Annotated in this window: 15 protein-coding genes and 1 tRNA gene; 11 read left to right on the top strand and 5 right to left on the bottom strand. The window is 67.2% G+C overall.

Going from position 1 to position 14,839, the window contains the following annotated elements:
* Nucleotides 1-36 precede the first annotated feature (36 nt).
* The 5 genes from yidC to RPR59_RS07510 all read left to right on the top strand — a co-directional run bounded on the left by yidC (nt 37) and on the right by RPR59_RS07510 (nt 4,240).
* A complete protein-coding gene (yidC, locus tag RPR59_RS07530) occupies nt 37-1,752 on the top strand; it encodes a membrane protein insertase YidC (RefSeq protein ID WP_313912668.1) in 1,716 nt (571 codons plus the stop codon).
* Nucleotides 1,753-1,822: 70 nt separating this feature from the next.
* Nucleotides 1,823-2,458 (top strand): ribosome biogenesis GTP-binding protein YihA/YsxC, encoded by a 636-nt coding sequence (gene yihA, locus RPR59_RS07525; protein WP_313912666.1) that lies wholly within the window; start codon nt 1,823-1,825, stop codon nt 2,456-2,458.
* Nucleotides 2,459-2,698: 240 nt separating this feature from the next.
* On the top strand, nt 2,699-3,358 hold the full coding sequence (locus RPR59_RS07520; protein ID WP_313912664.1) for a DUF4893 domain-containing protein: 660 nt from the start codon (nt 2,699-2,701) through the stop codon (nt 3,356-3,358).
* A gap of 52 nt (nt 3,359-3,410) precedes the next feature.
* Nucleotides 3,411-4,079, top strand: a complete 669-nt coding sequence (locus RPR59_RS07515; RefSeq protein WP_313912661.1) for a glutathione S-transferase family protein — start codon at nt 3,411-3,413, stop codon at nt 4,077-4,079.
* Nucleotides 4,076-4,240, top strand: a complete 165-nt coding sequence (locus RPR59_RS07510; protein WP_313912659.1) for a glycine zipper domain-containing protein — start codon at nt 4,076-4,078, stop codon at nt 4,238-4,240. The genes RPR59_RS07515 and RPR59_RS07510 overlap by 4 nt, the downstream gene beginning before the upstream one ends.
* A gap of 10 nt (nt 4,241-4,250) precedes the next feature.
* On the opposite strand, the gene RPR59_RS07505 is transcribed toward RPR59_RS07510, so the two are convergent.
* Nucleotides 4,251-4,697 (bottom strand): cupin domain-containing protein, encoded by a 447-nt coding sequence (locus RPR59_RS07505; RefSeq protein WP_313912656.1) that lies wholly within the window; start codon nt 4,695-4,697, stop codon nt 4,251-4,253.
* Between the two features lie 10 nt (nt 4,698-4,707).
* Here RPR59_RS07505 and dapE point away from each other — a divergent pair, with 10 nt between their 5' ends.
* Complete coding sequence (gene dapE / locus RPR59_RS07500) at nt 4,708-5,850, top strand: succinyl-diaminopimelate desuccinylase (RefSeq protein ID WP_313918259.1); 1,143 nt, start codon at nt 4,708-4,710, stop codon at nt 5,848-5,850.
* Between the two features lie 69 nt (nt 5,851-5,919).
* Here the strand turns inward: dapE and RPR59_RS07495 are convergent, their stop codons facing one another.
* From RPR59_RS07495 to RPR59_RS07485, 3 genes are read right to left on the bottom strand one after another with little or no spacing between them, the layout of a single operon-like run.
* Nucleotides 5,920-6,459, bottom strand: a complete 540-nt coding sequence (locus RPR59_RS07495) for a Smr/MutS family protein (RefSeq protein ID WP_313918257.1) — start codon at nt 6,457-6,459, stop codon at nt 5,920-5,922.
* The gene (gene mltA / locus RPR59_RS07490; protein WP_313918255.1) at nt 6,440-7,690 is read right to left on the bottom strand and encodes a murein transglycosylase A; all 1,251 of its coding nucleotides are present in this window, start codon (nt 7,688-7,690) and stop codon (nt 6,440-6,442) included. The genes RPR59_RS07495 and mltA overlap by 20 nt, the downstream gene beginning before the upstream one ends.
* A 14-nt stretch (nt 7,691-7,704) precedes the next feature.
* A complete protein-coding gene (locus RPR59_RS07485) occupies nt 7,705-8,349 on the bottom strand; it encodes a Tim44/TimA family putative adaptor protein (RefSeq protein ID WP_313918253.1) in 645 nt (214 codons plus the stop codon).
* Nucleotides 8,350-8,512: 163 nt separating this feature from the next.
* Between RPR59_RS07485 and secB the strand changes: the two genes are divergently transcribed.
* From secB to RPR59_RS07460, 5 genes are all read left to right on the top strand, one after another.
* Nucleotides 8,513-9,040 (top strand): protein-export chaperone SecB, encoded by a 528-nt coding sequence (gene secB / locus RPR59_RS07480; RefSeq protein WP_313918251.1) that lies wholly within the window; start codon nt 8,513-8,515, stop codon nt 9,038-9,040.
* A 27-nt stretch (nt 9,041-9,067) separates the two neighbouring features.
* Nucleotides 9,068-10,636: a murein biosynthesis integral membrane protein MurJ gene (murJ, locus tag RPR59_RS07475; protein ID WP_313918249.1), complete on the top strand. Its 1,569-nt coding sequence runs from the start codon at nt 9,068-9,070 to the stop codon at nt 10,634-10,636.
* 8 nt (nt 10,637-10,644) lie between these two features.
* Nucleotides 10,645-11,652, top strand: coding sequence for a tryptophan--tRNA ligase (trpS, locus tag RPR59_RS07470; protein WP_313918247.1), 1,008 nt, complete (start codon nt 10,645-10,647; stop codon nt 11,650-11,652).
* A 62-nt stretch (nt 11,653-11,714) separates the two neighbouring features.
* The gene (locus RPR59_RS07465; protein WP_313918245.1) at nt 11,715-12,650 is read left to right on the top strand and encodes a D-2-hydroxyacid dehydrogenase; all 936 of its coding nucleotides are present in this window, start codon (nt 11,715-11,717) and stop codon (nt 12,648-12,650) included.
* A 172-nt stretch (nt 12,651-12,822) separates the two neighbouring features.
* Nucleotides 12,823-14,412, top strand: a complete 1,590-nt coding sequence (locus RPR59_RS07460; protein WP_313918243.1) for a class II 3-deoxy-7-phosphoheptulonate synthase — start codon at nt 12,823-12,825, stop codon at nt 14,410-14,412.
* 338 nt (nt 14,413-14,750) lie between these two features.
* On the opposite strand, the gene RPR59_RS07455 is transcribed toward RPR59_RS07460, so the two are convergent.
* Nucleotides 14,751-14,826, bottom strand: a tRNA-Glu gene (locus RPR59_RS07455).
* Nucleotides 14,827-14,839 lie beyond the last annotated feature (13 nt).

Raw genomic sequence — 14,839 nt, 5'->3', positions numbered from 1 at the left:
CGGTGCCATAGGTCAAAGAGGGTTGCGGGGATCAGAGTGAAGAACGATCAGAAGAATTTCATCCTCTTCGCGGTGATCGCCGCGCTCGTGCTGTTCGCGTGGCAGCCGATCGTGGATCGCTTCTTCCCCTCCAACCCGCGGCCGACGACGGTCGAGAGCGGCGCCGAGATGGAGCCGAAGGCGAACCCGAAGGCGGACCCCACCGCCGAAGCGCCCGCGGTGGTCCGCGACCGGGCAAAGGTGATCGCGGAAACGCCGCGCGTGCGGATCGACACGCCGCATCTCAAAGGCTCGATCAATCTGAAGGGCGCGCGGATCGACGATCTCGTCCTGCCCGAATACCGCCAGACCATCGCCGAGGATTCGCCGCCGATCCGCCTGCTGTCGCCGGCCGGCACCCCCCACGCCTATTTCGCCGGGTTCGGCTGGCGGGCACAGGGAATCGTCCCGCCCGGCCCCGACACGGTGTGGCAGGCCGACAGCAAGATACTGACGCCGGGTCGTCCGGTCACGCTGACGGCGCAAAACGGCCGTGGCCAGCGCTTCGCCATCACCATCGGCGTCGACGATCAGTATATGTTCACCGTCAAGCAGACCGTGGCCAATGCCGGAAACGCGCCCGTGCAGGTCCGCCCCTATGCGCTGGTGAACCGCAGCGGCGAGTCCGAAGACGCCGATACCTGGACGATCCATACCGGGCCGATGGCCGTTCACGGCGGCGCGGCCGATTACGACATCGACTTCGACGACCTGGACGAAAAGCCCGCCGCGTTCGACACCACCGGCGGCTGGATGGGCTTTACCGACAAATACTGGCTGACCGCGCTCGTCCCCGATCAGTCGCGCCCGGTAAGCGCCCAGTTCCGCTCCGGCGCCAACCAGACCTACCAGAGCGACTACACCCCGACGCAGCCCAGGCTGCTCCAGCCGGGGCAGCAGACGAGCTACACTTCCCGCTTCTTCGCCGGCGGCAAGGAGGTATCGCTCCTCCAGCATTATCAGAGTGCCGGCGTCCCGCTGTTCGACAAGGCGATCGACTGGGGCTGGTTCGAAATCGTCGAAAAGCCGATCTTCTATTATCTCGACTGGCTGTTCCGCCATGTCGGCAATTTCGGCATCGCGATCATCCTGCTGACGCTTACCATTCGCGGCGCGATGTTCCCGATCGCCCAGCGCCAGTTCCGCTCCATGGCGGGCATGCGCGCGATCCAGCCGAAGATGAAGGCGCTGCAGGAACGCCACAAGGACGACAAGCCGCGCCTCCAGCAGGAGATGATGCAGCTCTACAAGGAGGAAAAGGTCAATCCGCTCGGCGGCTGCGCGCCGACGCTGCTGCAGATTCCGGTCTTCTTCGCGCTCTACAAGGTGCTGCAGCTCACCATCGAGATGCGCCACAAGCCCTTTGTTCTGTGGATCAAGGATCTGTCCGCGCCCGATCCGCTGACGCCGGTGAACCTGTTCGGCCTGCTCGATTTCACCCCGCCGCATTTCATCGCAATCGGCGTGATTCCGATCCTGCTCGGCATTTCGATGTTCTTTCAGTTCCGCCTCAATCCGGCGCCGATGGACGACACGCAGAAGCAGATCTTCGGCCTGATGCCGTGGGTGCTGATGTTCGTGATGGCGCCGTTCGCGGTCGGCCTGCAGATCTACTGGATCACGTCCAATCTGGTGACCATCGCGCAGCAGCAATATCTCTACAGCCGCCATCCGCAGCTCAAGCAGCAGAAGGAAAAGGCGAAGGCGGAATGAACCGCACGGCGGATGCGACGTTCGACCGGACGTCCGTCCGCCGCCGGACCGGCCGTCGCGCAGAACCGACATGAGCTTCGATCCCGAACCGATTGAACAGGCGCGGAAAGTCTTCGCCGGCCCGATCACCTTCCTGAAATCCGCGCCGCAGCTTCAGTTCCTGCCGGATCCGTCCGTGCCGGAAATCGCCTTTGCCGGCCGCTCGAACGTCGGCAAGTCGTCGCTGATCAACGCGCTCACCGGCCGCAACAGCCTGGCGCGCACGTCCGTCACGCCCGGCCGCACGCAGGAATTGAACTTTTTCGACGTAGGCGATCCCCTGACCTTCCGTCTCGTCGACATGCCGGGCTACGGCTTCGCCAAGGCGCCGAAGGACGTGGTGAAGAAGTGGCGCTATCTGGTGAACGATTTCCTGCGCGGCCGCGCCGTGCTGAAGCGTACGCTGGTCCTCATCGATTCGCGCCACGGCGTGAAGGAAATCGACCGCGACATTCTGGACATGCTCGACAAGGCGGCGGTCAGCTACCGCATCGTCCTCACCAAGGCGGACAAGATCAAGGCGAGCGCGCTCGCCGAAACGATCGATCGGACCGCCGCCGAAGTCCGCAAGCGTCCAGCCGCCCATCCCGACATCCTCGCCACGTCGAGCGAGAAGGGAATGGGCATCGCCGATCTGCGCGCCGTCGTCCTCGAAGCGATCCTCTAACGCCGTTCAGAGGTAGGTTCGGCCGACTGTAAACGTCGTACCGCCCCTTGAGCCGGCCCAGGAAGAGTCTCGTTCCAACTCCACCTTCCTTGCGCTCCCGCGAAGGCGGGAGCCCGGTGGCACCGACGGGATCGATGCCCGGTCCGGCCCGCTGCCGTGATCCGATCCACCGTTAACCCTTTCTTTACCATGTTGGCGTTAATCCTTTTCTAACGCCCTTTGCGAAAAGGATAGACGGCGATGCGCGCGCACATTTCCGCGCTCCTGACGAGCATTCTGCTGGCCGGCTGCGCCAATATGGCGTCCCGTACGGATACGGTCGAGCCGGTCTCCGCGGCGGCGATCGAGGAAACGGGCTGGCGTGCGACGATCCGTCCCGACGACGAGGCCAGGCTCGCCGAACTCGATCGCATCTGGAGCGATGCGCTGGCCCTTGCGGAGAAGCACAAGGCCGCCTCGCTCGAAAAGGAAGCGCCGTTCACGCAGGCCGACGGCGCGCTCGATCACCCGGCGCTGCCGCCGGGTTCCTATCGCTGCCGCGTCATCCGGCTGGGCGCCTATGCCAACCGGCGCGGCTTCGAATCCTTCCCGCCCTTCTTCTGCTATGTGAAAAGCGACGGGCCGGAGCATCTCAGCTTCCTGAAACAGACCGGAACCGATCTTCCCGCCGGTTGGCTGTATCACGACGAAGATGCGAACCGGCTCGTCTTCCTCGGCGCGCAGCAGGACGCGCCGGGCGAGAATTCGCTCGGCTACGGCGCACAGCCGGATCGCGACATCGCCGGCGTCGTCGAACGGGTCGGCCCGTTCCAGTGGCGACTGGTGGTCCCGCACAGCGATCCGGACGGTCTCGACATCTATGCGCTGACGCCGGTCCCGGCGGCCGACCAGCCCGACTGACCCGCATCCGGCGCGGATTGCTCCGCGCCGGTCGCACCGCTATGCCGGTGCCATGCGCAAGCTCATCATCGGCAATAAGGCCTATTCCTCCTGGTCGCTGCGCGGCTGGCTCGCCATGAAGCAGTCGGGCCTTCCGTTCGAGGAAGCGGTCGTTCCGCTCTACGATCAGGATTGGGAAAAGCGCCGCCGGGGCGACGAGTTCGCGCCGTCCTCCGGCAAGGTGCCGGTGCTGTGGGACGGCGACGATGTGGTGTGGGACAGCCTGGCGATCATCGAACACCTCAACGACCAGACCGGCAACCGCCTTTTCTGGCCCGACGATCCCGCAGCCCGCGCCATGGCCCGCTCGATGGCGGCGGAAATGCATTCCAGCTTTCCCGCGCTGCGCAGCAAGCATCCCATGAACATCCGCCAGACCTTCGCGCCGAAACAGCCCGACGCGGATGTCGTCGCGGAATTGCAGCGCGTTATGGAATTATGGGCGCAGGCCAGGGCACGCTATGGCGGCGCCGGTGCCTTCCTGTTCGGCGCATTCGGCGCGGCGGACATCATGTTCGCGCCCGTCGTCACCCGCATCATCACCTATTCGCTGCCGGTCGCGCGTTTCGCCCCGGCCTATATGCAGGCGGTGATCGCCCATCCCTTCATGCAGGACTGGATCGCCGGCGCGCAGGAGGAGGATTGGGTGATCGAACGCTACGAACAGCCGGCGTCGCAATGAAGCGGCGGCACGCGGGTTCCGGCAGGAATATCGGTATCGGCGTTGCGATCGGCGTCGCCGTCGGTGTGGCGATGGACAATATTGGTGTCGGCATCGCCATCGGCCTCGCGCTCGGCATCGCCATGCCGTCCGGTTCGTCGAAGGACGAGGGAACCGATTGACTCGCCCGCGTCAGAACGCGCTGCCGTCGCGGCGCCGGAACCCCTCGCCCGGCACCAACTGCATGTCGACGTCGGGATAGTGGCAGGCGGTATTCGACGGCCGGCCGACCGCCACGAACACGCATTCCGAACCGCTGCGGTTCTGCAGCACATGGCCGTTGCCGTCGCCCTTGGGAAAGGCGGCACAGTCTCCGGCGCGAAGCCTGGTTTCGCCGGTGTCGTCGACCAGCACCGCTTCGCCCGACAGCATCACCACGAACTCGTCCTCGCCGGCGTGCCAGTGGCGCTGCGACGACCAGGCGCCGGGTTTCAGCGTCACGTGGCTGACGCCGAAATCCTCCAGCCCGGCGGCCGGCGCCAGCCGGCGATACCAGCGCCCCGCGACGGCACCGGCATATTCGGGCGGATAGCCGGTGGCGTTGGTTTGCGGGATTGTATCGAGATCTAGCTTGGGCAATGCCCCCTCCATGACTGATGAATCGATGCTTCGCGACGCCGTCGCCCTCGCCAGCCGACTGATCGACGCGGAAAGCGTAACGCCGGCGGGACCCGCCGTCTTCGACGCGCTGGAGGCGATGTTGCACCCGCTCGGCTTCGCCGTCGAGCGATTCCATGCCGGCGAAGCACCGGATGGACCCGTCGAAAACCTGCTCGCGGTGCGGGGCACCGGATCGCCGCACTTCGCCTTTGCCGGACATCTCGACGTCGTGCCGCCCGGCGAAGGCTGGTCGAGCGACCCGTTCGCGGCGGACATCCGCGGCGGCCTGCTCTACGGGCGCGGCGCCGTCGACATGAAGGGGGCGATCGCCGCGTTCGTCGCCGCTGTCGCCCGCCAGGCGGCGGGGAACGGCACGCTCAGCCTGATCATCACGGGCGACGAGGAAGGCCCCGCCATCCACGGCACCCGCGCGCTGATCGACCGCCTGCGCGGGCGCTCGCTCATTCCCGACCTGTGCCTGGTGGGCGAGCCGACCTCGGTCGATCGACTGGGCGACACGATCAAGATCGGCCGGCGCGGATCGGTCAATATCTGGATCGACGTGCCGGGCCGGCAGGGGCACGTGGCCTATCCGCATCTCGCCGACAATCCGGTGCCGAAACTGGTACGCGCGCTCGCCGCCATCGACGCCCTCCCGCTCGACCAGGGCACCGAATGGTTCCAGCCCTCGAATATCGAGATCACCGACCTGGCCGTCGGCAATCCTGCCCATAACGTCATCCCCGCCGCTGCCTCCGCCCGCATCAGCATCCGTTTCAACGACCTCCATCGCGGTGAGGACCTGGCCCGACTGATCGAGCGCACCGTCCATGCCCATGCGCCCGAAGCGACCGTTACCCCGCGCATTTCCGGCGAGGCCTTCCTGACCGAGCCCGGCCCGTTTTCCGATCTCGTTTCCGACGCGATCCAGGCGGAAGCGGGTACATGTCCCACCCTGTCGACCGGCGGCGGCACGTCGGACGCGCGCTTCCTGTCGCAGCTCTGCCCGGTGGTGGAATTCGGCCTGGTCAACGCGACGATGCACAAGCTGGACGAAGCCGTGGCCGTGGCCGACCTGGACCGGCTGAGCCGGATCTATGCCGACATCCTCGCACGGGCCTTCAGGCGGTAAGGCGGACCTCGGCATCGCGCAGCCAGTCCGGCATGGACATGGCTCAATGCCGGTGCGGAATCGTGTCGATCAGCCGGTCGTTCGCGCGCGCCGAAGAATGACGTAAAGTGCGCCGGCGCCGCCGTGGCGCGGATGCGCCGGCCGGATCGCGGCGATCCGCGCGGCGTGCGGCGACACCGCGATCCAGTCCTCCACCGACGCGCGGATCGAGCCGCGAACATGGGGCCGCATGCCCTCGCCCCTCGGCGCCCTGCCGGTCACGAGCAGGATCACCCGCTCGCCCAAATGGATCGCCTCGGCCAGGCCGCGATCGAGCATCGCATGGGCGGAGGCCAGGCTGTGGCCATGCAGGTCGATCGTGCGATCGGGTTCGATCCGCCCCTTGCCGATGCGCCGGTCCCATCCGCCGTCCAGCCCCGGCACCGCGCGCGTGGCGACGGGCGCCGGCGCGATCCTGGGCGACGGCGCCACGGGCGCGGCCACGTCGCGCGCCCGCGCCTTCGCCGGTGCAGTCGGCGTCGCCGGCCGACCGGGCTCCAGCGGCCGCACCCCGGACGTTACCCGCTGCCACAATGCGCGCTCGGCGTCGCTAAGGCGTCGTCCGGCCATCGGCCTGCAATTTCGCCAGCGTTCCACGCGGCACCAGTACGAAGGCGGTCCCGCGCGCCGACATGCCGCCCGCGATCGCGCGCGCCTCCTCGCCCGCGCCCCAGAATGTATCGAACCGGTTGGCGCCCTTGATCGCCCCGCCGGTATCCTGCGCCACCCACAGGCCGGTCGCATCCGACCGGTCGAGCGACAGGAACACCGGCGCGCCCATCGGCACGAAGGCGGGGTCGGCGGCAATGCTCGTGCGCGGTGTCACCGGCAGACCCATCGCCCCGATCGGCCCCGGACCCGTCAGTTCGCGAAAGAAGACGTAGCTCTTATTCTCGCGCATCAGCGCGGCGCCCGCCTGCCGGTGGCGGTGCAACCAGTCGACGATTCCCTGCATCGACGCCTGGCCGGGCGCCAACAGTTCGCGCTCGCGCATCAATTTGCCGATGCTCACATAATCGCGGCCATTCTGCCCGGCATAGCCGACCCGCATGACCGAACCATCGCGCAGGCGCAGCCGACCCGATCCCTGGATCTGCAGAAAGAACGCCGCCACCGGGTCCGCCGCCCAGGCGAGTTCGAGCCCGCGACCGGCCAGTGCGCCGCCCTCGATTTCCGCCCGATCGTAATAGGGTACGAAGCTCGTGCCCGAAACCCGCCCGCGCACCGTCTTTTTGGCCAGCGAATCCGAAAAACGGCCGAGATCGGCGTCGATCAGGTCCGCCGGTCGGGCATAGATCGGCGTCGCATAGCCGGCGCGGCGCTTGCGTGAGGCCGCGATCTCGGGCTCATAATAGCCGGTGGCGAAGGTGTCGCCCCGCCCCACCTGCACCGTTTCGAACTGTTCCGTAAAGAACCGGCCGGCGTCGGTCGCGTGCCTGGCCCGGTCGCACACCGTCCGCCAGTCCGCGCCCCCGGTCAGGCCGGATTTGTCGCCGCCGCGCAGCAGCGATGGGCATGATCGGCGAAACGCCTCCAGCGCGCGCGCGGCGCCGTCGGAACCGATCGGCAAATCAATGGTCGGCGGCCCGGCAACGATGCCGCTCGCCAGCGCGGTGACGGCGCCATCCGGTGCGGCGGGTGCGGCCATGGGTGCCATCGGCATCGCCGGCGGCGGCGTGCGGGCGGGCGGATTGGCGGGCGCGGCAGTGGGTGGCGCCCCGGCCCCCTCGCCCGGCGGGACCATCGAACCGGAACAGGCCCCAAGCAGCGCCGCCAGCGCGATTGCCCCCCCAAATCGCATTGCGGCTCCGCCCGTCAGACCTCGTCTGTCTCGATCAGTTTCCAATTGGGGTCGTCGCTGCCCAGCGTCCGACCGAAGGTCCAGATATCATGGGTTTCGACGGCGTCGCTCATCGATCCGCCGATGACATTGCCGTCGGCATCGCGCGTCACCGCCGCGATATCGGCGTCGAATCGCACCGTCACCCGCGCTTCGCGGCCATGGACTTCGGCATCGAGGATCTTCGCCTCCTCAATCGACACCAGCCGGTTGTCGAGCGTGTGGCCCGCCTTTTCCCGCTCGTCGATCGCGCTTTCGAACGCCCGGCGTACATCATCGCCGGCCAGCCATTCCAGCGTCTTGCGATCGCCCTTCCAGAACGCCTCGAGTACCATGCGATAGGCCGCCTTCGAACCGTCAAGGAACTGGGCCACGTCGAACGAGGAATCGGCCGCGACCAGCGCGCGGATTCCGTTTTCCGCGCCGGGATCGAGCCGGCGGCCGGCCTCGTCACGCGGCTGTTGCGGCATGTCGATGGTGCGCGCGACCGGTCGCGCGCCGACGCGTTCTTCGGCCGGCTTGGTCAGCGGCTGTTCGTGTCCGGTGCGCTTGCCGAGCACCGAATACAGCCGAAGCGCCAGGAACGCGGCGACCATGGCGAGGAGAACGATGTAAAGCACTATTCCTCCGAGGTTGTCCCCAAATACATAGGCGCTTGGCCGCGGTGATTCAAATGCCACGGCGCGGGGTGCATTGAACTTGGGCGGACCGGCTGCTAGTCGCAGCCGCGACAGGCGGGCGATCATCGCAATCACCGCACCATCCGACGAAAAGGGACATTGCATGGCCGAGCAGGAAAACGGCGCGAATACTGGTTCCACTGCGCCCAACGGCGCCGACACCGCGGCGGAAAACGCGCCGATGGCGAACGTGCTTTCGCAATATGTGAAGGACCTGTCCTTCGAAAATCCCAACGCGCCGGCGGTGTTCCAGAAGAACGGCCAGCCTCAGATCGACGTGCAGTTCAACATCGGCGCCAATCAGGTCGGCGACGGCGTGCACGAGGTGATTCTCAAGATCGAGGCGAAGGCGACCGTCGAGGGGCAGACCGCGTTCCTCGTCGATCTCAGCTATGCCGGCCTGTTCGGCCTGCGCAACGTGCCCGAAGAGCATGTCCGCCCCTTCATGCTGGCGGAAGCGCCGCGCATCCTGTTCCCGTTCGCCCGCCGCGTGCTGGCCGATGCGGTGCGCGACGGCGGCTTCGCCCCGCTGATGCTGGAGCCGATCGACTTCAACGCATTGTTCCAGCAGCAGGCGCAGGAACAGGGCTTCAACCTGCAGGCATCGGGCGCCGATATCGGCCAGGCCTGAACCGCACCCTGACCGGGACGATATAGCGTGAACCTGACACGCGCCCTGGGGTCGGTTGGCGGGCTCACGCTCGCCAGCCGCATACTCGCCCTGGGGCGCGACACGCTCCAGGCGACGTTCGTCGGCGCGGGCTTCGCATCCGACGCCTTTCTCGTCGCCTTCCGATTGCCCAACATGTTCCGGTCGCTCTTTGCCGAGGGTGCCTTTTCCGCCGCCTTCATCCCGCTGTTCAACCGCAAGGTGGCGGAAGCCGACGATCTGAGTGCGGGCCTCCGCTTCGCCGAACAGGCGCTGGCGGTCCTGTTCCCGATCCTGGTAGTGATGACGCTGGTGATGTTGGCCGCCGCCTGGCCGCTCACCTGGGCGCTGTCGGGCGGGTTCGACGATCCCAGCCGCGCGCAGTTCGCGTTCGCCGTCACGCTGTCGCGCTTCACCATCCCCTATCTGATGCTGATCTCGCTAGCGTCGCTGCTGGGTGGGATCCTCAATTCGCTCGACAAGTTCTGGGTGAACGCCGCTGCCCCCATCCTGCTCAACGTCGCGATGATTTCCGGCCTGTGGTTCTTCCACGGCGACGGCCCGTACGAGACCGCGCGCGTCCAGGCGATCTCCGTCACCATCGGCGGCATGTTGCAGCTCGGCTGGCTGATGCTCGCCTGTCGCAGGGCCGGCATCAGCCTGCGCCTGCGCCGCCCGCGTTTCGACAAGGACGTGCGCGAACTGATGGCGCTGATCCTGCCGGCCGCCGCCGGTGCCGGCGCCACGCAGATCAACCTGCTGATCTCCACCGCGCTCGCCGGCGGGCTGCTCGATGCGGGTTCGATCTCCTACATCTATTATGCCGATCGGCTGAACCAGTTGCCGCTCGGCCTGATCGGGATCGGTCTCGGCACCATCCTGTTGCCCACCATCTCGCGCCTGATCGGCCAGGGCAAGGAAGCGGAAGCGAGAGAGACGCAGAATCGCGGCATCGAACTCGCTCTGTTCCTGACGCTGCCCGCCACCATCGCCTTTCTCGTCTCCGCCCAGCCGATCCTCGCCGGCCTGTTCCAGCACGGGCAATTCACCGCGATCGACAGCGAACGCAGCAGTTGGGCGCTTGCCGCCTTCTCGCTCGGCCTGCCCTCCTATGTGCTGGTAAAGGTGCTGACCCCCGCATTCTATGCTCGGTCGGATACCAGGACGCCGGTGCGCTTCGCCACCATTTCGGTCGGCGTCAATATCGTCGGCAACCTCATCCTCATCCCGCTGATCGCCCATATCGGCCCGCCATTGGCGACGGCGATCGCGGCCACCGTAAACGCGGTGCTGCTCTACCGGACGCTGCGCGCGCGCGGCCAGATGGAAGCCGATGCCCGGCTGCGCCGCCGCGTGCCGCGGCTGCTCCTCGCCGCGCTCCTGATGGGGGTCGCCTTGTTCTTCCTCGACGGTTTCATCGCGCCATGGACGACCGGCGACCTGCTTGCCCGGGTGACCGGTCTGACGCTACTGGTCGGCGGCGGCGTCGCGGTCTATGCGCTCGCCTGCATCGCCACCGGCGCCTATCGCATTGCGGATCTCACCGCGATGCTGCGCCGCCGCCCCGCCAATTCGTAAGGACCATCATGCGCATCGTCTCCGGCATCCAGACCACCGGCAATCTGCACCTCGGCAACTATCTGGGCGCGATCAAGCAATGGGTCGCGATGCAAAACGATGTCGCGGCGACAGGTGGCGACTGCCTGTTCTTCCTCGCCGACCTGCACTCGCTCACCGTGGCGATTCCGCCCGCCGAACGCGCGCGGACCACGATCGAGATGGCCGCCACCCTGCTCGCCGCCGGCATCGACCCGGACAAGGCGATCCTGTTCAACCAGGCGCGCGTGCCCGCCCATGCGGAGCTTTGCTGGATTCTGCAGGGCACGGCGCGCATGGGCTGGCTCGGCCGCATGACGCAGTGGAAGGACAAGGCCGGCAAGAACCGGGAAGGCGCCAGCGTCGGCCTGTTCACCTATCCGGTGCTCCAGGCAGCAGACGTCCTGGTCTATAACGCCACGCACGTTCCCGTGGGCGAGGATCAGAAACAGCATCTCGAACTGGCCCGCGACATCGCCACGAAATTCAACACCGATTTCGACACCGAACTGTTCACCCTGCCCGAACCCTTCGTATCGAAGGCGGCGCCGCGGATCATGAGCCTGCGCGACGGCGCGGCGAAGATGTCCAAGTCCGACCCTTCCGACATGACGCGCATCAACCTGACCGACGACGACGACGCCATCGCGCAGAAATTCCGCAAGGCGCGCACCGACCCCGCCCCGCTGCCCGACACCATGGATGCCCTTGCCGATCGGCCGGAGGCGCGCAACCTCGTCACGATCTTCGCCGCCCTTGCCGACCGCACGCCGCAATCGGTGGTTACCGAATATGCCGGCCAGGGCTTCGGCACGTTCAAACCCGCGCTCGCGGACCTCGCCATCGCGCGGCTCGGCCCTATCCGCGACCGCCTGACGCGCTTGCTCGACAATCCGGACGCCGTCACGGCCCATCTCGTACGCGGTGCCGAGCGTGCCGATGCGCTCGCCGCGCCCATGCTGCAGGCCGCCCAGCACGCCACCGGCCTGCAGGTCTGAGCGCGAGCCCCGGCGGGACAACCCGCTTGCCGCGCGGCGCATCCGGCGATAGCCAAGCGGACATGAAAGCCGTCCTGCCCACCCTCGCCCGCCCGCTTCTCGAGGAAAAGCTGCCCGGCGGCCTCGACATCCGCTGGTTCGAGTCTCGCGAAGAGGCGCAGGAGATGATCGTCGATGCCGACATTGCCTGGGTCGACATGCAGCGCTCGAAACACACGGCGGAAACCATCGCCAAGGGCGAGCGGCTGAAATGGCTCTTCACCCTCTATGCCGGCGTCGACCCGTTCGATCTCGATCTGCTGCGCGAGCGCGGCACCATCGTCACCAACGGCGTCGGCATCAACACCATCGCGGTCGCAGAATATGCGGTGATGGGCGTCCTCGTCGCGGCCAAGCGCTATGACGACGTCGTCCGCCACGCCGACGGCCACGAATGGCTGACCGACGCCCCCGGAAAGGTCGAGCTGTACGATACGAAAGCGCTCGTCATCGGCTATGGCGCCATCGGCAAGGCGATCGGCGACCGGCTCGCCGCATTCGGCGTGACGGTGACCGGCGTCACCCGCTCCGGCCGTGACGGCACGCTCACCCCGGACCAGTGGCGCGAGCGCTTGGTCGAGTTCGACTGGGTGATTCTCGCCGCCCCCTCGACGGGCGAGACCCATGCCCTGATCGGCGCGGCCGAGCTGGAGGCTATGAAGAAGACCGCCTGGCTCGTGAACATCGCGCGCGGCGACATGGTCGACCAGGACGAACTGATCAAGGCGCTCAAAAAGTCCCGCATTGGCGGTGCCTTCCTCGATACCGTCACGCCCGAGCCGATGCCCGAGGACCATCCCCTGTGGTCCGCGCCCAATGTGCTGATGACGATGCACCTGGCGGGTCGTAGCCAGACGAAGATGTTCCAGCGCGCCGCGACGCTGTTCCTCGAAAATCTCGAGGCCTTCCGCGAGGGCCGCGAGATGCGGAACGTCGTCGACCTGAACGCCGGCTACTGACCGGCCGCCGCCCGGCCGGCCACTCCCCGCCGCCGCCCTTCCCGTCATCCCGGACGTGATCCGGGATCCAGCTTCTTCTTCCTTCTTCACTTCCCTCCTTCCGTTCACAACCTGGGGTAAATCGCCCAACCCCTCTTGCGCACCATTACCCCTTTAGGGTAACCCCTCGCGCATGACGACGCTAGCAGGCTCCAAGATCCGCCGCTTCCGCGAGGAGCGCTCCATCACCCGCGCGGCGTTCGGCGCGTGGTTCGACACCCCCGGCAGCACCGTTCAGGGCTGGGAGGAGGACGGCAAGCGCGCCAATGCCAAGGTCGTCAACCAGATCGCCGCCAACGGCATCGCCCACCATGCCGACTGGTATGTCGCGCTCAACATCGCCGCGCCCGACGCTCCCGAATGGACCCCGGCAAGCTGGATGCAGGCGGAGGCGCGCCAGCTCCCCGCCTATCCGGACGCCGACGCCCTCGCCGCCGCCACCGAACAGCTTTCGTCCTGTCCGCCGCTGGTCTTCGCCGGAGAAGCGCGCAACCTCACCGCCGATCTCGGCGAAGTCGCCGCCGGCCGCGCCTTCCTGCTCCAGGGCGGCGACTGCGCGGAGAGCTTTGCCGAGTTCCACCCCAACAACATTCGCGACACCTTCCGCGTCATCCTGCAGATGGCGGTCGTCCTCACCTTCGCCTCGAAGCTGCCGACGGTGAAGCTCGGTCGCATGGCCGGCCAGTTCGCCAAGCCCCGCTCCGCCCCCACCGAGCGCCAGGGCGACATCGAACTGCCCAGCTACCGCGGCGACATCGTCAACGACATGGCCTTCACCGCAGAGGCCCGTGCCCCCGATCCGCAGCGCATGATCCGCGCCTACAGCCAGTCGGCGGCGACGGTGAACCTGCTGCGCGCCTTTGCGCAGGGCGGCTATGCCAATCTCCACCAGGTCCACCGCTGGACGCACGATTTCCTCGGCGCCAGCCCCTGGGCGAAGAAATATGCCGAGACCGCCGACCGCATCGGCGAAGCGCTCGACTTCATGGAGGCCTGCGGCATCGACGCCGACAGCGTGCCCCAGCTAAAGGCCACCCAGTTCTACACCAGCCACGAAGCGCTGCTCCTGCCCTATGAGCAGGCCCTCACCCGCGCCGACAGCCTGACCGGCGACTGGTACGACACATCCGCCCATTTCCTGTGGATCGGCGACCGCACCCGCTTCGAAGGCTCGGCCCATGTCGAGTTCCTGCGCGGCATCGGCAATCCCATCGGCATGAAATGCGGTCCGAACCTCGACCCCGACGAAGCCCTGCGCCTGCTCGACACCCTCAACCCGCAGCGCATCCCCGGCCGCATGACGCTCATCACCCGCTACGGCCACGACAAGATCGAAAAGCACCTCCCCGCCCTCGTCCGCGCGGTAAAGCGCGAGGGGCATCCGGTGGTGTGGAGCTGCGACCCGATGCACGGCAACGTCGTCAAGGCGGCGAACGGCTTCAAGACCCGCCCCTTCGACCGCATCCTGGACGAGGTGCGCGGCTTCTTCGCCGTCCACCGCGCGGAGGGCACCTATGCCGGCGGCATCCATACCGAAATGACCGGCCAGAACGTCACCGAATGCACCGGCGGCGCGGTCGCCGTCACCGAACAGGCACTGGCCGACCGCTACCACACCCACTGCGACCCGCGCCTCAACGCGAGCCAGAGCCTGGAACTGGCGTTCCTGCTGGCCGAGATGCTCAACGCGGAGATGGCGGAGCGGCGGAAGGCGGCGGCTTAGGACGGTATTTGGGTCTGTAGCAGACTTAAGGTCCACCTGCGCGAGCGAATCGAGGCGGCCGCCGCGAGCCAACCGACCTCCTCTTCGAGCCCGTGCCGCAGTGGCGCGTTCGGGCGGATGGGTGGCCGGCTCAGGTGCAGCGCGCCTTGGACATCCTCGCGCGCACGGGCGTTGTGGCGCGCGGCGGGACGGCGATCGTATCCCTGCGCCGCCATCACCCTTGAAGAACCATCGCAAAACGCACACCGGTAGGTCGGCCCGCCCGCACCTGCCCGCGGCGCACCCATTGGCCGGTTCGTCGAACGGCGATCTGCGAATTAGGGAGCTTGCAGCCGCGTTGGTGACCCCTACGGGACTCGAACCCGTGTTTTCGCCGTGAGAGGGCGACGTCCTGGACCGCTAGACGAAGGGGCCGTCGTTGCGTTGC

The organism is Stakelama saccharophila, assembly GCF_032229225.1.
In the GTDB taxonomy this organism is placed as follows: Bacteria; Pseudomonadota; Alphaproteobacteria; order Sphingomonadales; family Sphingomonadaceae; genus Sphingomonas; species Sphingomonas saccharophila.
The sequence above is the reverse complement of the archived record's forward strand: the minus strand, read 5'-3'. Positions and strand labels throughout refer to the sequence as shown.